The sequence below is a fragment of the Billgrantia pellis genome (genome assembly GCF_008297955.1).
Lineage (GTDB): Bacteria > Pseudomonadota > Gammaproteobacteria > Pseudomonadales > Halomonadaceae > Halomonas > Halomonas pellis.
Genome location: NZ_VTPY01000003.1, coordinates 802,072 through 822,784, shown reverse-complemented (window position 1 = coordinate 822,784; position 20,713 = coordinate 802,072). Strand labels below are relative to the sequence as shown.

The 20,713-nt window shown below is 64.9% G+C and carries 19 protein-coding genes; 10 read left to right on the top strand and 9 right to left on the bottom strand.

What is annotated here, in order from left to right:
* Positions 1-43 precede the first annotated feature (43 nt).
* Entirely contained in the window at positions 44-757 is a 714-nt protein-coding gene (locus tag F0A17_RS09705; protein ID WP_149328118.1) for a winged helix-turn-helix domain-containing protein, read from the top strand.
* Between the two features lie 3 nt (positions 758-760).
* Positions 761-2,398 carry an ATP-binding protein gene (locus F0A17_RS09700; protein ID WP_149328117.1) on the top strand — a complete coding sequence of 546 codons (1,638 nt, stop codon included), beginning with the start codon at positions 761-763 and terminating at the stop codon, positions 2,396-2,398.
* On the opposite strand, the gene F0A17_RS09695 is transcribed toward F0A17_RS09700, so the two are convergent.
* On the bottom strand, positions 2,385-3,299 hold the full coding sequence (locus F0A17_RS09695; RefSeq protein ID WP_149328116.1) for a LysR family transcriptional regulator: 915 nt from the start codon (positions 3,297-3,299) through the stop codon (positions 2,385-2,387). The genes F0A17_RS09700 and F0A17_RS09695 overlap by 14 nt on opposite strands.
* 99 nt (positions 3,300-3,398) lie before the next feature.
* Here F0A17_RS09695 and metE point away from each other — a divergent pair, with 99 nt between their 5' ends.
* Complete coding sequence (gene metE, locus F0A17_RS09690; protein WP_149328115.1) at positions 3,399-5,696, top strand: 5-methyltetrahydropteroyltriglutamate--homocysteine S-methyltransferase; 2,298 nt, start codon at positions 3,399-3,401, stop codon at positions 5,694-5,696.
* 88 nt (positions 5,697-5,784) lie between these two features.
* On the top strand, positions 5,785-6,540 hold the full coding sequence (locus F0A17_RS09685; protein WP_149328114.1) for an MliC family protein: 756 nt from the start codon (positions 5,785-5,787) through the stop codon (positions 6,538-6,540).
* On the opposite strand, the gene F0A17_RS09680 is transcribed toward F0A17_RS09685, so the two are convergent.
* Entirely contained in the window at positions 6,537-7,187 is a 651-nt protein-coding gene (locus tag F0A17_RS09680; protein ID WP_149328113.1) for a helix-turn-helix transcriptional regulator, read from the bottom strand. The genes F0A17_RS09685 and F0A17_RS09680 overlap by 4 nt on opposite strands.
* A 127-nt stretch (positions 7,188-7,314) precedes the next feature.
* Between F0A17_RS09680 and F0A17_RS09675 the strand changes: the two genes are divergently transcribed.
* Entirely contained in the window at positions 7,315-7,893 is a 579-nt protein-coding gene (locus F0A17_RS09675; protein ID WP_149328112.1) for a superoxide dismutase, read from the top strand.
* A 195-nt stretch (positions 7,894-8,088) separates the two neighbouring features.
* Positions 8,089-8,697 carry an FMN-dependent NADH-azoreductase gene (locus F0A17_RS09670; protein WP_149328111.1) on the top strand — a complete coding sequence of 203 codons (609 nt, stop codon included), beginning with the start codon at positions 8,089-8,091 and terminating at the stop codon, positions 8,695-8,697.
* A 29-nt stretch (positions 8,698-8,726) separates the two neighbouring features.
* On the opposite strand, the gene F0A17_RS09665 is transcribed toward F0A17_RS09670, so the two are convergent.
* Together F0A17_RS09665 and F0A17_RS09660 are read right to left on the bottom strand one after the other, a co-directional pair.
* A complete protein-coding gene (locus F0A17_RS09665) occupies positions 8,727-9,794 on the bottom strand; it encodes a metal-dependent hydrolase (protein ID WP_149328110.1) in 1,068 nt (355 codons plus the stop codon).
* A gap of 41 nt (positions 9,795-9,835) precedes the next feature.
* Positions 9,836-10,372 (bottom strand): DNA-3-methyladenine glycosylase I, encoded by a 537-nt coding sequence (locus F0A17_RS09660; protein ID WP_149328246.1) that lies wholly within the window; start codon positions 10,370-10,372, stop codon positions 9,836-9,838.
* 87 nt (positions 10,373-10,459) lie between these two features.
* Here F0A17_RS09660 and F0A17_RS09655 point away from each other — a divergent pair, with 87 nt between their 5' ends.
* The 3 genes from F0A17_RS09655 to F0A17_RS09645 all read left to right on the top strand — a co-directional run bounded on the left by F0A17_RS09655 (position 10,460) and on the right by F0A17_RS09645 (position 12,025).
* Positions 10,460-10,936: a DUF411 domain-containing protein gene (locus F0A17_RS09655; RefSeq protein ID WP_149328109.1), complete on the top strand. Its 477-nt coding sequence runs from the start codon at positions 10,460-10,462 to the stop codon at positions 10,934-10,936.
* 29 nt (positions 10,937-10,965) lie between these two features.
* Positions 10,966-11,406: a lactoylglutathione lyase gene (gene gloA / locus F0A17_RS09650; protein ID WP_149328108.1), complete on the top strand. Its 441-nt coding sequence runs from the start codon at positions 10,966-10,968 to the stop codon at positions 11,404-11,406.
* Between the two features lie 160 nt (positions 11,407-11,566).
* The gene (locus tag F0A17_RS09645; RefSeq protein WP_149328107.1) at positions 11,567-12,025 is read left to right on the top strand and encodes an META domain-containing protein; all 459 of its coding nucleotides are present in this window, start codon (positions 11,567-11,569) and stop codon (positions 12,023-12,025) included.
* On the opposite strand, the gene F0A17_RS09640 is transcribed toward F0A17_RS09645, so the two are convergent.
* The 5 genes from F0A17_RS09640 to F0A17_RS09620 form a co-directional block, all read right to left on the bottom strand.
* Entirely contained in the window at positions 12,022-12,762 is a 741-nt protein-coding gene (locus F0A17_RS09640) for a phosphatase PAP2 family protein (protein ID WP_228716862.1), read from the bottom strand. The genes F0A17_RS09645 and F0A17_RS09640 overlap by 4 nt on opposite strands.
* 157 nt (positions 12,763-12,919) lie before the next feature.
* The gene (locus tag F0A17_RS09635; RefSeq protein WP_149328105.1) at positions 12,920-15,769 is read right to left on the bottom strand and encodes a valine--tRNA ligase; all 2,850 of its coding nucleotides are present in this window, start codon (positions 15,767-15,769) and stop codon (positions 12,920-12,922) included.
* 364 nt (positions 15,770-16,133) lie between these two features.
* Positions 16,134-16,574, bottom strand: coding sequence for a DNA polymerase III subunit chi (locus tag F0A17_RS09630; RefSeq protein ID WP_149328104.1), 441 nt, complete (start codon positions 16,572-16,574; stop codon positions 16,134-16,136).
* Positions 16,575-16,766: 192 nt separating this feature from the next.
* Positions 16,767-17,828, bottom strand: coding sequence for a branched-chain amino acid aminotransferase (locus tag F0A17_RS09625; RefSeq protein WP_228716872.1), 1,062 nt, complete (start codon positions 17,826-17,828; stop codon positions 16,767-16,769).
* Between the two features lie 167 nt (positions 17,829-17,995).
* Complete coding sequence (locus F0A17_RS09620) at positions 17,996-19,516, bottom strand: leucyl aminopeptidase (RefSeq protein WP_149328102.1); 1,521 nt, start codon at positions 19,514-19,516, stop codon at positions 17,996-17,998.
* 117 nt (positions 19,517-19,633) lie between these two features.
* Here F0A17_RS09620 and lptF point away from each other — a divergent pair, with 117 nt between their 5' ends.
* Positions 19,634-20,713: an LPS export ABC transporter permease LptF gene (gene lptF / locus F0A17_RS09615; protein WP_149328101.1), complete on the top strand. Its 1,080-nt coding sequence runs from the start codon at positions 19,634-19,636 to the stop codon at positions 20,711-20,713.

Genomic DNA, 20,713 nt, shown 5'->3' with positions numbered 1-20,713 from the left:
GGTGTCCCGATGACATAACTAGCCCAGCACGGGGACGACTAGGATGGATGACAACCTGGAAAGCAGCGACATGGAACACGTGCTGATTATCGAGGACGACGTACGTCTGGCCGATCTCACTCGCGACTATCTGGAGTCGAATGGCTTTCGGGTGACGGTCGAGTCCGAGGGCTCGCGTGGCGTCGAGCAGATTCAGAGTCTGCAGCCGGATCTGGTGATTCTCGATCTGATGCTTCCCGGTGAGGACGGATTGTCGATCTGTCGCCGGGCCAGGCCCGACTATGCCGGGCCGATCCTGATGCTGACCGCCCGCACCGACGACATGGATCAGGTGCTAGGGCTTGAGATGGGGGCCGACGACTACGTGCCCAAACCGGTTCAGCCGAGGGTGCTGCTGGCGCGCATGCGTGCCTTGCTGCGGCGTGCCGACGCCTCGGAGCAGACGGGCGATGCGCGCCTCACCTTCGGCAATCTGGAGATCGATAGCGCCACGCGAGAGGCGTGGCTGGAAGGAGAACGCATCGACCTGACCAGCGCCGAGTTCGATCTGCTGTGGCTGTTGGCCAGCAACGCCGGGCGAGTGCTCACTCGCGAAGAGATCTTCAGTGACCTGCGCGGCATCAAGTACGACGGCCAGGACCGCTCCATCGACGTACGCGTGTCGCGGATACGGCCCAAGATCGGGGACGATCCCAACCACCCGCACCGCATCAAGACGGTACGCAGCAAGGGTTACCTGTTCGTCAAGGATGCCTGAGCCATGCAGCGGTTCCTCGCCGATGGCTCCTTCCTGCGCGTCTATCTTGCCCTGGCCCTGGCCCTGCTCCTGACCTTCGGCCTGGCCCTGATGGGGCTGGCCCTGGTCGATCGGGTGCGAATAGAGCAGTATCGCGAGCAATTGGCGGAAGCACCGCTGCAGCTCCTCACCTGGCGGGTAGCGGCGATGCCGGCCAACCAACGCGGCGAATGGCTGACCCAGCAGGCCGACATGCTCAATATGCGCCTCGCCCTGCGTGATCCGGACGCTGCCGAACTCAATTGGTTCGAGCGCCGTCGGCTGGAGCGCGGCCGGGTGCTGGTCAAGATGGAAGACGAGGAGAACTGGCGGCTCTACCGGCGCGTGCCGCGCGAGGCTCGCATCCTCGAAGCACGCCTCTCCGGCCTTAACGAGCGTCAGTTGCGGGGCCTGGCGCAGATGCTGGGCGACTGGCTGGCCGAGGTGGACGGAGACGCACGTCGGCGTCGGCTGGCGAGCGTGACCAGCGATGCCCTGCCCGTTCAGCTTCACGATCTTGCCCCCGAAGGGCTCGACAGTCACCAGTTGACACGGCTGCGCGACGGCGAGCTGGTCATTCGCCTGCTGCCGGGCCACTGGGCGCTGACGGTCCATCTCGCCGTGCCCGCTGCCGACGGATCGCGCCAATGGCTCTCGATCGGTCCGGTCTCGGCGCTCGAGCCCACCCCCATTTCCCTGTTGCTATTGGTGCTGGTGATCATGCTCGGCGTGCTGGCGGCGATCATCTACCTGATCGTGCGAGGGGTCGAGGCGCGCCTGGCACGCCTGGAGCTGGCCGCGGGACGCATCGCTAGCGGGCGTCTCGATACGCGGGTCAAGGTCGACGGCGGCGGCTTCATCGGGCGGGTCGGGATGGCTTTCAACGCCATGGCGGCCCAGGTACAGTCGCTGCTGCGCTCGCAACAGGAAATGATCCGCGCGGTATCGCACGAATTGCGTACACCGGTGGCGCGCATTCGCTTCGCCATGCAGATGGTCGAGGACATGACCGACGACCCAGCGATACGCCGCCAGTTGCATGGCATCGACAGCGACATCGAAGAGCTCGACCAGTTGATCGACGAGATCCTCACCTACGCTCGACTCGACAGCGGCATGGTCAACGGCGCCGAGCTCGAGCGCACACAGGTCGACTGTCGGGCGATCGCCGAGCGCGTGATCGATACGCTGGCGCCGCTGCACGCCCAATTGCGCCTGGAACTGGCACCCGGACCGGAGATCGAGGTAACGGCCGATCCGCGCTATCTGCAGCGAGCGCTGCAGAACCTGGTCGCCAACGCTTGCCGCCATGCGCAGTCGCGAGTGCTGGTACGGCTCGTACAAGAATCACGTCTGGTGCGGCTGGATATCGAAGATGATGGACCGGGCGTGCCGGCCGGCGAGCGCCAGGCGATCTTCAAGCCTTTCGCGCGGCTCGACGACAGCCGCACCCGGCGCTCCGGCGGCTACGGGCTGGGGCTGTCCATCGTACAGAAGATCATGGCCTGGCACGGTGGCAGCGTGGTGGTCGACGACAGCCCTCAGTTGGGCGGGGCGCGTTTTTCGCTGCTGTTGCCCACCCAGCCGAGCCTGCGGCCATCGCCGCCCGCTAAGCGGGCTTGATTCCCTCGAGCACCGCGAAGGAAGTCTCCCGCGCGGTGCGCAGAAAATCCTCCATCCAGGGCTGATCGCGGCTCTCCTCGCGAATGGCGGCGTACAAGGTGCTCCACATCCCCGCCTCGCCCAGGCCAACCGCCTTGACGTAATCGCGCTCCAGATACTCGGTCAGCGCCCAGTTGGGTAGCGCGCAGACGCCGCGACCGCTGGCCACCAACTGCATCATCATCACCGTGAGTTCGGCGGTGCGGATCTCATGCGGGCGCACCCCGGCGGGATCGAGAAACTGGGTGAACACGTCCAGGCGGGCATGCTCCACGGGGTAGGTGATCAGCGTCTCTTCGGCCAGGTCCTGGGGCGTGACATAGTCGCGCTCGGCGAGGGGGTGCTGGCGCGCTATTGCCAGCAGTCCCTGATAGCGAAACAGCGGCTCGTAATGAACCCCGGCCAGCGGCTGGGGATCGGCGGTAATGACCAGATCGAGCTGTTCTCGCGCCAGGGCGGGAAGCGGATCGAAATGATGCCCGCCGGGGATGTCGATCTCCACCTCGGGCCAATGGTCGCGAAAATGATCGATGGTGGGCATCAGCCACTGGAAGCAGCTATGGCATTCAATGGCCATATGCAATCGCCCCGGCTCGTGACCGATCAGGCGAGCCACGTCGCGCTCGGCCATACGTACCAGCGGCAGCACCTGTTCGGCCAGGGAGAGCAGGCGCTGTCCGGCACGCGTGAACTCCACCGGGCGCGTCTTGCGCACGAACAGCGGGCTGCCCATGCGTTCCTCGAGGTCCTTGATCTGATGCGATAGGGCCGACTGGGTCAGGTGAACCCGCTCGGCTGCCTCGACCAGCGAGCCGGCATCGCGCAGGGCAACCAGTGTACGCAGATGGCGAAGTTCGATCATGATGAGATTTCTTCAGGTTGAAGGTTAATTTATTTAGTTTGATTCAATTCGTTTCCCTGACGAGACTCTACGCAACATTCATGCGTAGAGGGAATTATCATGACATCAGCTCATGTGCTTGGCTATCCGCGAATCGGTGCGAACCGAGAGCTCAAGCGCGCCGTTGAGGCCTACTGGCGTGGCAGACTCGACCGAGCGGGCCTGGAAACGACCGGGCGAGAGCTGCGCGAGCGTCACTGGCAGGCCCAGCGTGATGCGGGGCTCGATTTCGTTACTGTGGGCGATTTCGCCTTCTACGATCAGGTGCTCAACGTTTCCGTGCTGCTGGGCGCCGTGCCGTCCCGTTTCGGCGCCGATGCCGAAATCGCCCGCGGCGAGGTCGACCTGGACACCCAGTTCCGCATGGCCCGTGGGCGGGCACCCAGCGGCGCGCCGGCCGCCGCCTGCGAAATGACCAAGTACTTCGATACCAATTATCACTATCTCGTCCCCGAGTTGCGGGCGGGGCAGGCCTTCCGCCTGGCCAGCTCGCGCCTGTTCGATGAAGTGGCCGAGGCGCGTGCGGCGGGGTATCCGGTCAAGGTGGCATTGACCGGACCGCTGACCTGGCTATGGCTGGGCAAGGCTCAATCGGGCAGCTTCGACCGTTTGTCGCTACTCGACGCGGTGTTGCCGATCTACGGGGAGATTCTTGCCCGCCTGGCCTCGCTGGGGGTCGAGTGGGTGCAGCTTGACGAGCCGGCATTGGTGCAGGATCTGCCCATCGCCTGGAAGCAGGCCTTCGAGTCGGCCTACAACGCCCTGCGCTCGGCGCCTGTCAAGCTGATGGTGGCGACCTACTTCGGCGGCCTGGGCGACAACTTGCAGCTGGCGGTGAGCCTGCCGGTGGACGGCCTGCATGTCGATACGGTGCGAGCACCCGAACAGCTCACGCCGGTGCTCGACAATCTGCCTGCTTACAAGGTGCTATCGATAGGCGCCATCGACGGGCGCAACGTCTGGCGTGCCGACCTGGCGGCGCTTCATGAGCGGCTGGCCAGCGCCCGTATGCGCTTGGGCGAACGGTTATGGCTGGCGCCCTCCTGCTCCCTGCTTCATGTGCCGGTGGATCTCACTGCCGAGACCGATCTCGACGAAGAACTCGCAAGCTGGCTTGCCTTTGCTCGCCAGAAACTCGATGAGACCGTGACCCTGGCGCGGTTGCTGGGCAATCGAGCCAGTGCGGAGGATCGCGCCCGGGTTGCTGCCGCCACGGCGGCGATGGACGCCCGCCGCGCATCGCCGCGTTTGCATCGGCCTGCGGTGCAGACGCGGCTGGCGCAAGTCGCCGACGCCGATCTTTCACGCGACAACCCCTACCCGGTGCGTGCTCGCGCGCAGCGTCGCGCACTGGACCTGCCGTTGTTTCCCACCACCACCATCGGCTCCTTTCCGCAGACCGACGAGATTCGCGCCACGCGCCGTGCCCACAAGAGCGGCGAGCTGGAGGGCGAGGCCTACGAGGCGCAGATGCGCGCTGCCATCGCCGACGCCGTACAGCGCCAGGAGGTGCTGGGGCTCGATATGCTGGTACACGGTGAAGCCGAGCGCAACGACATGGTGGAATACTTCGGCGAGCAGCTCGACGGCTTCGTCTTCACCCGCCATGGCTGGGTGCAGAGCTACGGGTCACGCTGCGTCAAGCCGCCGATCATTGTCGGCGACGTGAGCCGGCCGGCGCCGATGACGGTAGCCTGGAGCCGCTACGCCCAATCGCTCACCGAGCGGCCCATGAAGGGCATGCTCACGGGGCCTGTAACCATGCTGCAGTGGTCTTTCGTGCGCGATGACCAGCCCCGCGAGGCGACCTGCCGCCAGATCGCCCTGGCGCTGCGCGACGAGGTGGCCGATCTCGAGACCGCCGGCATCCCGGCGATTCAGATCGACGAACCGGCGCTGCGCGAAGGCTTACCGCTACGCCAGGGCGAGTGGCAGGCCTATCTCGACTGGGCGGTGGAGTGTTTCCGCCTGACCGCCTCGGTCGTCCGTGACGCCACGCAGATCCACACCCATATGTGTTACTCGGAGTTCAACGATATCATTGCCGCCATTGCCGCGCTGGACGCTGACGTCATCACCATCGAGACCTCACGCTCTCACATGGAACTGCTCGACGCCTTCCAGGACTTCGCCTACCCCAACGAGATCGGACCGGGCGTCTACGACATCCATTCGCCCAATGTACCCGAGGTGAGCTGGATGGTGCGGCTGATGGAGAGGGCGGCCGAGAGAATCCCCGTCGAGCGGCTATGGGTCAATCCGGATTGCGGCCTCAAGACCCGAGGCTGGAGCGAGGTGGAGCCGGCACTGGCCAACATGGTCGAGGCGGCGCGGGTGCTGCGGCAGCGTCACGGCTGAATGTTCGAAGGGCGTAGAACGAGGAGCCGGGCCTGCCATCGGCAGCGCCTGGTATCCTGTGCACGTCCGACCGTTTCGAGGAGATCGCATGTCGTCCCAATCCGTTTCATCCCTGCTTCGTCTATCCCTGCTCGCCACCGGCCTGGTCCTGGGAGGCTGTGCCGCCACACCGCACGAGACGCCACGTCCCGACGCCAGCGATTCCACGCCGGCGTCGTTGACGAAGGCCCCTGGCGCTGCCGCTCCGTTGTTGCCCTCGATGCTGTTCGCCGGTGGCGCGGCGCGCTTCCAGACCTGGCGCTGCAACCCGGCCCAGGACCTGGTTTCGGCCAGCGGCGAACGCGAGCTGCGGCTGTGGTCGGCTCATGGTGCCTACCGGCTGCAGCCGGCCGTTGTGGCCAGCGGTGCGCGCTATCAGCAGGGGGAACTCAGCTTTTGGGCCAAGGGCGACGAAGCCATGGTCGAGAGCGCCAACGGCCGGCTCGACTGCCGGGCCGGAGTCGAGAGAGCGAGCCTCACCCGCGGGGAGCGCCCCGGCGTCATGTTTCATGCGCGTGGCAACGAACCCGGCTGGGTCGCCAATCTGGCTCACGATGCGCCCAGGCTGACGCTACTGCTCGACTATGGCGAGCGCGAGCTGACGCTGCCTTATCGCGTTACCGGAATGGACAATGCCAGTGGCCGAGTAATCCTCGCCAGTGCCCAGAGCGACCAGCCCTTCGAGCTGCGCCTGGAAGCGCGTGCCTGCTTCGACGACATGAGCGGCGAGCCGTTTCCGGCCCGGGTGACGCTCACCATCGATGGGCGGACGTATCGGGGCTGCGGACAAGGCATCGCACCTTAATTCTCCCTGATGCGATAGACGCAGCGCCGCGCGCCGGCCAGTACATGGTCGGTGCGCTCGATATCGACCGTTTCGCCCAGTACCGCGCAAAAGATCTCGAGTTCGGACTGACAGAAGGCCGGGCAGGTCTGCGCGGCCTGGCAGATGGGGCAATGGTTCTCGATCAGCAGCAGGCTGCCGTCCCCCTCACGCTGCCATTCCGCCATATAGCCCTCACGGCACCGGATCTCTACCAGTCGCTCGACACGGGCTTCAAGGTGGGAAGCATCGTCCAGCGCCTCGCGATACAGCGCCAGAGTCTCGCCCTGGCGGGCCTCGACCAGCCGCGCCAGGGCCTCATCCCCCAGGGTATCGCGCACGCTGAGGATCAACCGCGAGGCCAGCTCGGCATGGCCATTGGGAAAGCGAGCGTGTCCGGCCTCGCTGAGTCGCCATTCAACGGTCGGTCTGCCAACCCCGCCGGGGCGGGGGCGCTGGTCCACCAGCCCCTGTCGAGACAGCTTGGTGAGTTGCTGCCGGGCGTTTTCGCCGCTGGTACCGAGCATCTGGCCGAGCGCAGCGGCGGAATGAGGGCCGCGCGTCTTCAGCAGATGAAGCAGACGCTCGGCGGTGTCGCTCGGGGAGCTTCCATCGGTATTGCTTGACATAACGGCGGCTGGAATTAACCTAGTGGTTCATTGGAAAATAGCGGCGGGGCGTCCCGGAAGCAAGTGGGAGCTGCCGAGCGACACGGGATGTCCCGCCTTCCACCGTGAGTAGCAAGGAGCCACAATAATGGCATTCGAACTGCCGGCACTGCCCTTTGACAAGAACGCCCTCGAGCCGTACATCTCCGCCGAGACTCTCGAGTATCACTATGGCAAGCATCATCAGGCCTACGTCAACAAGCTCAACGAGCTGACCGAGGGCACCGACGACGCCGACAAATCTCTCGAGGAGATCATCAAGTCCTCTTCCGGCGGCCTGTTTAACCAGGCGGCTCAAGTGTGGAACCACACCTTCTATTGGCACTGCCTGTCGCCCAGCGGTGGCGGTGAGCCGAGCGGTGCGCTGGCCGAGGCGATTGCTGCCAAGTTCGGCTCCTTCGACACGTTCAAGGAAACCTTCAACGCCAACGCCGTAGCCAACTTCGGTTCCGGCTGGACCTGGCTGGTCAAGACCGCCGATGGGGGCGTGGACATCGTCAATACCAGCAACGCCGACACGCCCATTGCCCATGGCCAGACCCCATTACTGACCATCGACGTTTGGGAGCATGCCTATTACATCGATTATCGCAATGCGCGCCCCAAGTATCTCGAGAACGTCTGGAGCGTGCTGAACTGGGATTTCGTTGCCCAGAACTTCAGCTAAAGCGCATGACGGCCTGTGCGGACGAATCACCGGACAGGCTTTTTGAGTCAACGGCCCTGCCATTAGGCAGGGCCTATGGCTGAAAGCCCATTTTTCATTTTGTCGAATGATAAGCGCGAAACTATGCGCTTTAAGTGCGAAAAAATACACGTATCATGGCGACCATCCCTCCCGAGCAACCACCAGGAGAACGCCATGAGCACTCGTATTCTTCTCGTCACTTCTTCCATTCTCGGCGCGCATGGCCAGTCCAACGCGCTGGCCGATCACTTCATGAAGCGTGCAGCCGAGCGCGATGACCTCGCCGTCACCCAGCGTGACCTGGTGGCCGATGAACTGCCGCACCTGGGGCTGGACGAACTCTCCAGTTGGCAGGTCGCCGTCGAAGCGCGGACTTCCGAACAGCAAGCGCTGGCCCTGCGCTCGGATGCTTTGATCGACGAGCTGCAGGCGCATGACGTGCTGGTATTGGCGGTACCGCTCTACAATCTCGGCATTCCCTCCCAACTCAAGACCTGGTTCGACAGGGTGATGCGTGCCGGCGTGACTTTTCGCTACACCGAGCAGGGGCCTGAGGGGCTGGTGACCGGCAAGCGGGCGGTGATCCTGGCCGCTCGCGGCGGTCAATATGCCGGTACCGAACAGGATAGTCAGACGCCGCATCTCAAGGCGATGCTCGGCCTGATCGGTATTGATGACGTTACGCTGGTCTACGCCGAGGGGCTGGCGATGGGCGAGGCCCGTCGCGATGCCGCACTCAAGGAGGCCAAGCAGGCCATCGACGGGCTGCTCGAGGCGCTGTGATGCCTGCTTAGGCTCGCCTGGGCCTGGGCTCAGCAGGCCTCGTGGACTTCGACCACCCAGCGCTCGGCAACGAACTCGCTGGTGCACAGGGGCGGTTCGGCAGCGAAGAGCCGTTTGCCGAGTCGCTTCAGGACGGCGTGGTCGACCCGCGAGGGGGCCGGGACCATGTCGCTGACTTCAAGCGGCTGCCAGCCGGTTTCCTCGTGCCGGGCCAGGCTGAAGCTGAAGGCGTAGAAGCCTGGAAAGCCAAGCCGCAGATCGGTCGCCACGAGCAACGACTCGCCTTCATGCTCACGTTCCGCGTAGCGCAGGAAGGGGCCGGCGAACCAGTCGAGACGCCGGCCCTTCGCCGTGGCCAACGCCACGGACTCGAGGTCGCCACCGCGATGATAGACTTCGAATCGCGGAGGCCGGTCGCCATCGAATAACCCGATCAGGGCTTCGTACTGATACTCCCCGTCTACGACGGTGGCTCGCCACAGCAGCGTATTGAAAGGGCTGGGCTGTACCAGGCGTGGCGCATCATCGAGCCCGTGTGCGGTGAGCAGAGGTGCCAGGCGTTGCTCGACCAGCCCCTTGGCCCCCATGGCAAAGAGCAAATAGGCACAGGAGAGCATCAGACCCCAGGTGGGGCCGCGACGACCGCTTCCGGTGAAGAGCGCCACGCCGACACCGGCCAATAGCGGCAGCGTGTAGAGCGGATCGATGATGAAGACAACCGGCCAGGCGCTGGGGCGCCTGTCGAGCGGCCACCAGAGCTGTGTGCCATAAGTGGTCAGCGCGTCGAGCAGTGGATGGGTGATCAGGCACAGCAGGAAGAAGGCCCACCAGTGGCCGAAGGGAATGTCGCGAGCCGCCGTCAGTCGTCTGACCAACAGAGCAAGCAATGTGGCGAGCCCCGTCAGCACGAACAACGAGTGGCTGAAGCCACGGTGCTGAGTGACATTGGCGATGGCGTCGCCATAATCGATGAAAACATCGAGATCGGGCAGGATGCCCAGCGCCGCTCCGATCAGCACCGCCCGCCGGCCCAGGCGCCGACCCAGCACGGCCCCCCCTACCGCGGCTCCCAACGCGGCCTGCGTCAGCGTATCCATCCATCGGGCTCCTTATGGTCGCATGGGCGAGGGCACCCTGTTCAGGCGCGTTGCCAGGCCGGACCGGCGGCGAGAATGTGCCGGTGTACGGGACAGTCATCGCGATGGGCGCCCGGTAGATAGCCGGTACTCATCAGGAACTCGCCGACGATTTCCGGCCCGGTGAAGCGAAAGGTGCGCCGGAACAATTTCACCCACTCGGCGCGGGAGCGGGGATGATGAAGATCGAGCCAGGCACGGAAGCTGCCGTGCTCGCGTTGCAGCCCTTGGATCACGCCGGCGTTGTGGATGACGGCCTCCACCTTGAGCCGGTTGCGGATGATGCCGGCATCGTTGAGCAGGCGTTCGCGGTCGGTGTCGTCGAAGCCAGCCACCCGTTCGATCCGGAAGTCCTCGAAGGCCAGGCGAAAGGCGTCGCGCTTCTTCAGCACGGTCAGCCAAGACAGCCCGGCTTGGTTGATCTCGAGTACGAGGCGCTCGAACAACCGCTCGTCGTCCTCGACCGGGAAACCGTATTCGGCGTCGTGGTAGGGGCCGTGATAGGGATGCCCTGGGGCAATATCGCAGTAATGCGTCATTTTCACTCACTCTTCCGCCGGGGTATTGGCAAGCCATCTCCGGCTTGTCACGATTCATCTACTTTCCAAAACACGGGAATCGTCGGCATGAAGATCCTAACCGCAAACGGCAGCCTCCGGAAGCGGGCCCGCTCCGCACTGGTCGGTATGCTGCTCGCCCTGTTAGCCACCTCCGCCTGGGCCGAAGCCGTCATCGAGGTATACCAGGACCCCAACTGCGGCTGTTGCTCGGCCTGGGCCGAACATCTCGAGGCGGAAGGCTTCGAAGTCCGCCAGCACAGGACGACCGATATCCGGTCGGTGAAAGTGGAGCACGGCGTCACGCCCGAAATTGCCTCGTGCCATACAGCCCTGGTCGAGGGATACGTGATCGAAGGCCACGTGCCGGCTGCGGACATCAAGCGCCTTCTCGCCGAGAAACCCGATGTAGCCGGCCTCACGGTGCCGGGCATGCCGCATGGCACTCCGGGAATGGAAACGGGGCGCCACGACGACTATGCCGTGCTGGCCTGGCGCCATGACGATCGGACGCCGGCCATCTTCAACGAATATACTGTCGACTGATGTGCCGAAACACGTAAAAGGAGACGTTCATGCAGTACCTGCACACCATGGTTCGCGTCAGTGATCTGGACGCGTCGCTGCACTTCTACTGCGACCTGCTGGGGCTGAAGGAAGTACGGCGCAAGGAGAATGAGAAGGGACGCTTCACCCTGGTGTTCCTGGCCGCGCCCGAGGATGAGGCCCGTTCCGCCGAACTCAAGGCGCCCGAGCTGGAGCTGACCTACAACTGGGATCCGGAGACGTACACCGGAGGGCGTAACTTCGGTCACTTGGCCTATCGGGTCGACGATATCTATGCGTTATGCGAGCGCCTGCAGGCGGCAGGTGTGACCATCAACCGACCGCCACGCGACGGCCACATGGCATTCGTGCGCAGCCCCGACGGCATCTCCGTCGAGCTGCTGCAGAAAGGCGATCCGCTGCCCCCCCGTGAACCCTGGGTTTCCATGGAAAACACCGGTTCCTGGTAGAAGCGTATCGACCGACGACTTGGCCATGCGGCGTTGGGATCGGGCTCACAAGGGGCGTTTACAATCCGTCGACGCCGCTTGTTTGCTTGATTTCGCCCTGCCTGGCCACCGCTCGTACGTTCACCGTACTACGAAGTCATTCCGAGAAAAGAAGGCATTCATGAAAAGGAAGCTTGTGGCCCGCCTGGGCCTGATGATAGCCACCGCTTTCCTGCTGACGGCCTGTGGCAGCCAGCCCTCCGAGTCGACGCGCCATGATGACGAAGCCCTTGCTGACAGCGATCATCCGGTGGTAGGGCAACGCTGGAATCTGCTGTTGCTGGGCACCGACGAACGCCTCTCCCTGCCCGAGACGCCGCACTTCGTCGTTTCTTCCGATGGGCGCGTGAGCGGCAGTGATGGCTGCAACGACCTCAACGGTCAAGTCCGGCTGGGCGAGGGCAACCGCATCGAGTTCAGCGAACTGGCGACGACTCGGCGAGGCTGTCCGCAGCTCGATGACGCTCGCCGCATCACCGGCATGATGGAAAACACCTACCGCTACCTGATCGATCACGACCGGCTGGTTTTCTTTGGCCCCGATCAGCGTGTGCTGGGCGGCTGGCGCAGAGCGAACTAGGCCACTTGCGGCAGCAGGGTGCTGCGTACCTTGATCAGCCCGTCGGTAATGGATTGGGCCAGGCGCGGGCCCAGCGGTGTCAGCAGTATCCAAGGCGTGACGATCAGGTTGATCGCCAATGCGGCGAAGAACACGTCGCTGAACCAGTGCGCGCCGCTAAGGATGCGCGGGGCGCTGAGCAGCACCGCGAAGGCCGCGCTAACCAGGGCCACGCGCAGGCCGGCGAATCGCCACATGAAGGCGGTGAATAGGAACAGGTTGATACCATGGTCGCCCGGGAAGCTGCTGCCGGCGCTGTCCTTCGTGGAGAAGTCGACCAGCTGCGTCACGAGGTTGACGTTCTCGTAGACCACGGTAGGGCTGGGGTGAGTGTAAGGCACTACCACACGGAAGCCCTGGGCGATGAATATCGCCGAGAGCAGCATGGTGATGCCGATGCCGCCCCAGCGCAGCAGGCGGTAGGGGTGCTGCGTATCGCGCCGCATGGCCCAGAGGAAAAGTCCCAACAGGACCAGCAGGCTCGCCACGTCGAACAGGCGATGGTTGGAGAACGCCACGAACAGTACCCACGCCGCATTGTCCTCGCGGAGCCAGGCATTGGTGACGAAGAAGACGACATCGTCCAGCTCGGTCCAGAACAACAGACTGGGGGAGAGCCAGGTTCCTATCAGGAAGACGCCGAGCAGGTTGAACAGCAGGGCACGACCCGCGGCGAAGGAGGAAGCGAAGTGTGGCATGGGGGGCAGGCGCGATGTGAATGGCAAGGGGGCCATTATAGCGTAAACAAACGTAACGGAACAGCGTTCTTTAACTTATCGCTGCTGATGAATCGCCCTGATCGCGCTTGCCCCCTCCAGCGCCGCCCTAGCGGGCGGCGGTTTCGGGCCGCTTAAATCACAGCGCGGCGATCTTGTCGCGCTGTTCGAGCAGCAGGTTGCGGGCCGCCTGGTACTCCTTGAGCTTGCCGCGTTCCTTCTCGACCACCGCTGCCGGCGCCTTGGCGACGAAGCTCTCGTTGGAAAGCTTCTTCTCGATGCCGCCGATCAGCGTGTCCTGCTTGTCGATCTCCTTGGCCAGGCGGGTGAGCTCGGCGTCCTTGTCGATCAGGTCGGCCATGGGCACCAGTACCTCCATGTCGCCAACCAGCTGTGTGGCCGAAAGCGGCGCCTGACTCGGGTCGTCGAGCCAGGTAGCGCTTGCCAGCTTGGCCAGCTTGGCGAGGAACAGGCGGTTGGCCTCGAGGCGCTCGCGGTCGGCCGCAGAGCCCTTGGTCAGCAGCACGTCGAGCGGCTTGCCCGGGGCGATATTCATCTCGGCGCGCACGTTGCGCACCGCCACGATCACGCCCTTGAGCCACTCGATGTCGTGGGTGGCGGCTTCGTCGAGCTTGTGGTTCTCCGGCTGCGGCCAGGGCTGGGCCATGATCGATTCGCTGCCGTCGCCCGTGGCCTTGTCCGCCAGCGGTGCCACGCGCTGCCAGATCTCCTCGGAGATGAACGGCATCATCGGGTGGGCCAGGCGCAGGATCGCCTCCAGCACCCGCACCAGGGTGCGGCGGGTGCCGCGCTTGGCCGCCTCGCTGGCGCCCTCGTCCCACAGTACCGGCTTGGAGAGCTCCAGGTACCAGTCGCAGTACTCGTTCCAGACGAACTCGTAGAGCGCCTGGGAGGCATGATCGAAGCGGAACTCCTCCATCGCCCGGGTCACCTGGGCCTCGGTCTGCTGCAGACGCGAGACGATCCAGCGGTCGGCCAGCGACAACTCGACGTCGCCACCTTGCGCACCGCAGTCCTGGCCCTCGGCGTTCATCAGCACGTAGCGCGAGGCGTTCCACAGCTTGTTGCAGAAGTTGCGGTAGCCGTCGAGGCGGCCCATGTCGAACTTGATGTCACGCCCGGTGGTGGCCTGGGAGAGGAAGGTGAAGCGCAGCGCGTCGGTGCCGTGGGGCTCGATGCCCTCGGGGAACTCGTCGCGGGTGGCCTTGGCGATCGCCTTGGCCTTCTGCGGCTGCATCATGTTGCCGGTACGCTTCTCGAGCAGCTCGTCGAGGGTGATGCCGTCGATCAAGTCGATGGGGTCGAGCACGTTACCCTTCGACTTGGACATCTTCTGGCCCTGGCCGTCGCGCACCAGGCCGTGCACGTAGACGGTCTTGAACGGCACTTCGCCGGTGAACTTGAGGGTCAGCATGATCATTCGCGCGACCCAGAAGAAGATGATGTCGAAGCCGGTGACCAGCACGCTGGAGGGGTGGAAGGTCGACAGTTCCGGGGTCTGCTCCGGCCAACCCAGGGTGCCGAAGGTCCACAGGCCCGAGCTGAACCAGGTGTCGAGCACGTCCTCGTCCTGGGTCAGGGCGAGGTCGGCGGAAAGGCCGTGCTTCTCGCGCGCTTCGGCCTCGGTGCGGGCCACGTAGACGTTGCCCTCACGGTCGTACCAGGCGGGAATGCGGTGGCCCCACCACAGCTGGCGCGAGATGCACCAGTCCTGCAGGTCGCGCATCCACGAGAAGTACATGTTCTCGTAGTTCTTGGGCACGAACTGGATGTCGCCGTTTTCCACTGCGGCGATGGCGGGCTTGGCCAGGCTCTCCACGGCGACGAACCATTGGTCGGTGAGCAGTGGCTCGATGACGTCGCCGGAGCGGTCGCCGTAGGGCAGGGTGTTGTTGACCGTCTCGATCTGTTCGAGCAGGCCGGCGGCTTCCATGTCGGCGACGATCCGCTTGCGCGCCTCGAAGCGGTCGAGGCCGGCGTAGGCCTGGGGCAGGCTTAAGTCGATCTCGGGCAGCGGGCGGCCTTGGATGTCGAAGGCCTCGGCCTGGGGCAGGATCGCGGCGTCCTGTGTGAAGACGTTGATCAGCGGCAGGCCGTGGCGTCGTCCCACCTCGTAGTCGTTGAAGTCGTGGGCCGGGGTGATCTTCACGCAGCCGGAGCCCTTCTCCATGTCGGCGTGCTCGTCGGCGACGATGGGAATGCGCCGGCCGACCAGCGGCAGCTCGACGAACTTGCCGATCAGCGAGGCGTAGCGCGGGTCCTCGGGATTCACCGCCACGCCGGTATCGCCGAGCAGGGTCTCGGGGCGGGTGGTGGCGACGACCAGGTAGCCGAGGCCGGCATCGGTCGTGGTGCCGTCGGCCAGCGGGTAGCGGAAGTGCCAGAACTGGCCCTGCTGCTCGCGGTTTTCGACTTCCAGGTCGGAGATGGCGGTGTGGAGCGTCGGGTCCCAGTTGACCAGACGCTTGCCGCGATAGATCAGGTTCTCTTCATAGAGGCGCACGAAGACTTCCTGCACCGCCTGGTAGAAGCCATCGTCCATGGTGAAGCGTTCGCGCGACCAGTCGACGCTGGCGCCCATGCGGCGCAGCTGGCGAGTGATGTGGCCGCCGGATTCGTGCTTCCACTCCCACACCTTGTCGATGAAGGCGTCGCGGCCCAGGTCGTGGCGGCTCTTGCCCTCTTCGGCGGCGACCTTGCGCTCCACCAGCATCTGGGTGGCGATACCGGCGTGGTCGGTGCCCACCTGCCACAGGGTGTTGTTGCCCTGCATGCGGCGCCAGCGGATCAGCGTGTCCATGATGGTGTCCTGGAACGCGTGGCCCATGTGCAGGCTGCCGGTGACGTTGGGCGGCGGGATCATGATTGAGTAGGGTTCGCCCTCGCCCGAGGGGGCGAAGCGGCCGTCGGCCTCCCAGCGCTCGTACCAGCGGGATTCGATCTGCTCGGGTTGGTAGGTCTTGTCCATGCGGCGTTCCGGGTCCAGAAATGATCGCCGCCGGGTCGTGGGCCGGGCGGCGGAAAGTCGTCGAAAGCGTGCGAAAAATGGGCTCGATTATAGCGCGATGGGGGAGTGGGCGTCAGCCAGGTGTGATAACACTTCAGAGGGGCGCCGGGAGTTTCGTCACCGGGGCTGATCCGGGGGCAGGCCTGCGAGGAGGCGCTGTGAACCCATCCCTGGGCGCTACTTTTGCCCTGCTGCGCTCTCGCATCCTGCTCCGCTTGCAGGACCAGGGCTGGCCATCCATGGCCAGCCCGTTCGGAGCATGCTCCTCACCCATGGCAAAAGACCTCCTCTTCGGCCTGCCCCCGGCGCCCCTGGCTTGGCGGTATTAGCCACGTAGCTGATGCGCTTTGACGGGATAGCCGCGCTGCTTGTAGGTCTGCCAGCACTCGCGCTTGGCGACGAGCACCTGCTGGTGCTGGTTGATGATCTCAGCGACCCGCTCGAAGCGCGAGAACCACTCGGGGATGCCCGGGTCGAGGTTGAGCAGCGCCATTGGGGCTTGGGGATTCGGCTCGGGTGGGTGCTCCCAGCCGAGGGTCACCGCCACGCTCTCGGCCATGTCGCTGCCGAGCAGGGCATGGGGCAGGTAGGCCTCGGGGCGGAAGGTCCACAGCCGCTCGTCGAGATCGCTGGCCATGGCCTCGTCCTCGGCGTGCAAGTGCAGCCGGTAGCCCTTGCCGGCGATGGTCTCGGCCAGCCGGCAGGCGAAGTCGAGCCGCGCTTCCAGCGTGGTGTCGGGGAGTATGTAGAAATCGACTTGGGTCATCAGAGTCTGCCCGGGGCTTTCCCGACGGGCAGGCCTTCGCGGAGGCACTGTGGATACTTCCCTGTACGCTACCGACGCCATCCCTGGCGTAGGACCTCCGCGCCGGCCTGCCCGTCGGCGCCCCTCGCCTCCGTGGTAATAGCTGTGGAGCAACGGACTCGCACCAGCGAGCCCATTGCGGCGCCTTCGCTGTTACACCAGGCGCGTCAACCAGCCATGCTTGTCTTCAGCCCGGCCGTACTGCAGGTCGAGCAGCTTGCCGCGCAGGCGCTTGGCGATTTCGTTGCCGGCATCGGGCATCTGGATGGTGTCGTCTTCGCTGATCAGCTGTCCCACCGGGGTGATCACCGCAGCGGTGCCGCAGGCAAAGACTTCGGTGATTTCGCCGGAAGCCACGCCGTCGCGCCACTCGTCGATGCTGATGGCGCGCTCCTCCGGGATGAAGCCTTCATCGCGGCCGAGGGTGAGCACCGAGTCGCGGGTTACGCCCTCGAGGATAGTGTCGGTCAGGCGCGGCGTGACCAGGCGGCCGTCCTTGTAGACGAAGAACAGGTTCATGCCGCCCAGTTCCTCGATCCACTTGTTCTCGGCGGCGTCGAGGAAGGCGACCTGGCTGCAGCCATGCTTTTCGGCTTCCTTCTGCGCGGCCAGCGAGGCGGCATAATTGCCGCCGCACTTGGCGAAGCCGGTGCCGCCGGGGGCGGCGCGCTTGTAATGCGAGGAGAGCCAGATCGACACCGGGGCGATGCCGCCCTTGAAGTAGGCACCGGCGGGGGAGGCGATCACGTAGTAGTCGACCTCATGGGCCGGACGCACGCCGAGGAATTTCTCGCTGGCGATCATGAACGGGCGCAGGTAGAGGCTCGACTCATCGGCCTCGTTCCTGGGCGTCGGCACCCACGCCTGGTCCTGGGCGAGCAGGGCCTTGAGCGAACCGACGAAGTCCTCGTCGCTTAGCTCGGGCAGGGCCAGGCGGCGGGCACTGCGGCGGAAGCGCTCGGCGTTCTTTTCCGGGCGGAACGACCACACCGAGCCGTCGGCGTGGCGGTAGGCCTTGATACCCTCGAAGATCTCCTGGCCGTAGTGCAGCACGGCGGCTGCCGGGTCGAGGGTCAAGGGGCCGTAGGGGCGCACCTCGTGGCCGTGCCAGCCGGCATCGGCCGTCCAGCGCACGTGGGCCATGTGGTCGCTGAAATAGCGCCCGAATCCGGGATTGGCGAGAACGTCATCGCGAATGTTGGCTGCCGTGGGCATGGCGCTTGGCAGTATCTCGAAGGTTGCGTGGGGCACGGCAAAAAAGTCTCCGCTATGCCGGGATACCGGCGTTTTCTTGGGATTCTCGAACGCCTCGGGCCGGACGGCCCGGGCGTGCATGGCGACAGATGTAACGGTTGCCGTCGGCAATGGCAACCTTGTCGGCGTCAGACGTCGTCTTCGACCTGGCGCGTCTCTTCCTCGCGATCGAGCAGGTACTGGGTCAGCAGCCCCACCGGACGGCCGCTGGCGCCTTTCTGCTTGCCCGAAGTCCAAGCGGTTCCGGCAATGTCCAGGTGCGCCCAGGGGAACTTGTCCGCGAAGCGCGAGAGGAAGCAGGCGGCGGTGATGGTGCCGGCCGGGCGACCGCCGATGTTGGCCATGTCGGCGAAGTTGGAGTCGAGCTGCTCCTTGTACTCGTCCCACAGCGGCAGGTGCCAGGCGCGATCCCAGGCGGCCTCGCCAGCGTCGAGCAGATCCAGCGCCAGGTCGTCGTCATTGGCGAGCAGGCCAGTGGCGTGGTGGCCCAGGGCGATGATCGCGGCACCGGTGAGGGTGGCGATGTCGACCACGCTGGCCGGTTCGAAACGCTCGGCGTAGGTCAGGGCGTCGCACAGCACCAGGCGTCCCTCGGCGTCGGTGTTGAGCACTTCCACCGTGAGGCCCTTCAGCGTCCTGATGATGTCGCCGGGCTTGGTGGCGCGACCGTCGGGCATATTCTCGGCGGCGGCGACGATGAACACCAGGTTGAGCTTGGGCCGGATGCCGAGTACCGCCTTGGCGGTACCGAAGACGCTGGCCGCCCCGCACATGTCGAACTTCATCTCGTCCATGGCCTCACCGGGCTTGAGCGAGATACCGCCGGTGTCGAAGGTGATCCCCTTGCCCACCAGCACGTGGGGCGCCTCGCCGGTGTTCTCGGCGCCTTGATACTGCATGACGATCAGTCGGGAGGGCTGCTCGCTGCCGCGGCCCACCGAGAGCAGGCTAAAGGCGCCAAGTTCCTCCAGCGCCGCCTCGTCGAGGATCTCGACCTCAAGGGCGCCGTCCGACTCGCGGCCGAGCTGTTCGGCCTGTTCGGCCAGGTAGGTCGGCGTGCAGACATTGCCCGGCAGGTTGCCCAGGGTGCGGGTGAAGGCGACCCCTTGTCCGACTGCGTCACCGATGCGTGCCCCCTCGCGGACGGCCTCGACGGTGTCGCCGTCGCTGAGCAGCAAAGTGACGCGCTCGAGCTGCGGCCGAGTACCTTTCTCCGATTTGAATTCGTCGAAGCGATAGACGGCACGATGAGCGGCCTCAGCGGTCATGCGGGCCTTCCAGCCGTCGCTGCGATCGCCAAGCGGTACGTCGGTAAAGGCTACGGCGACGTCCTCGGCCGGCAGGGCGGCCACTGCGGTGAAGGCGGCATCCAGTGCCTTGAGGAAGGCGCGCTCCTGACACTTTTCACGCTCGCCCAGCCCTACCAGCATCAGGCGATCGGTGCTCAGGCCGGGGGCGAAGGGAATCAGTTGCACGCTGCCCAGCTTGGCGTCGAAATCGCCGCGCTCGATCAGTTGGCCGATCAGCCGCTCGCTGGCGTCGTCGAGCTTGGCGGCGGCAGGCAGCAGATCGCCATCCTTGAACACCGGTACCACGAGGCAGGCCGTTTCGGCCTTGGCGGGATTGGCCGTCTGAACTGGGAATTCCATGGTGACTCCACAAGACAAGCGATGAGGGATTCTGGATAATGCCGGCACGGCTCCGGGCCACTGCCGAATCACCCCAGTGTACTCAAGGCATGGCGCCATTGCATGGAAGACCGCCGCATGATCATTTTTCGTTACCTGACACGCGAGATCCTGGTGACCATGGCCGCCGTCGCCGGTGTGCTGCTGCTGGTCATCATGGGCAGCCGATTCATTCGTTACTTCACCGATGCCGCCGAAGGCGACATCCCGGCCACTATCCTAGGCAACCTGATGTTGTTCCACCTGCCGGGATTTCTGGAATTGATTCTGCCGCTGGCGTTCTTTCTCGGTATCCTGCTGGCCTATGGCCAGCTCTATCTCAACAGTGAAATCACCGTATTGGTGGCCTGCGGCATCAGCCCCGTGCGGCTGCTTCAGGTCAGCCTGGTACCCGCCACCCTGGTGGCGCTGCTGGTGGGAGTATGCAGCCTGTGGCTGACACCCGCCGGTGCGCTGCACAACGCGGTCATGCTCGAGGAGCAGCGTAGCCAGCTCGATTTCTCGGCGCTGGCGCCGGGGCGCTTCCAGGACTTTGGCGGCGGGCGCACCGCCTACACCGAATCCTTTAGCGACGATGGGTTGCGCATGCAGGAGGTTTTCATCAGCGAGCGTCAGCGGCGCCGAGACGGCACGCCCGATACCGCCGTGACTCGAGCGGGAAGCGGTTACCAGACCGTGGACGAACGGACCGGTAGCCGCTTCCTGGTGCTGGCCGACGGCGAACGCTACAGCGTCGACCCCGGGCGCCACGAGGCCGAGCGGCTCGAGTTTGAAACTTACGCCGTGCGGCTCTCGCTAGGCAGCGAGCAGCGGGAGCTGGATTCGGCGGAGTACGCCACCACGGCGGCGTTGCTCAACGATGACGCCGACCCGGCGCAGGCCCAGTTGCAGTGGCGGTTGTCACTCCCATTGATGGTCTTCATCCTGACCCTGCTGGCAATGCCGCTGTCCCGGGTCAATCCACGCCAGGGGCGTTTCGCCAAGCTGCTGCCGGCGATCTTTCTGCATATTTGTTACTTGAGCCTGCTGCTGGCGGCACTCGATGCCGTGGGGCGCGGCTCGCTGCCGGCGACGATCGGCATGTGGCCCATTCACCTGCTCTTCCTGGCGCTCGGGTTGGGTCTGCTGCTGCACAACCAGCGCCGGGGGATGCGCTGA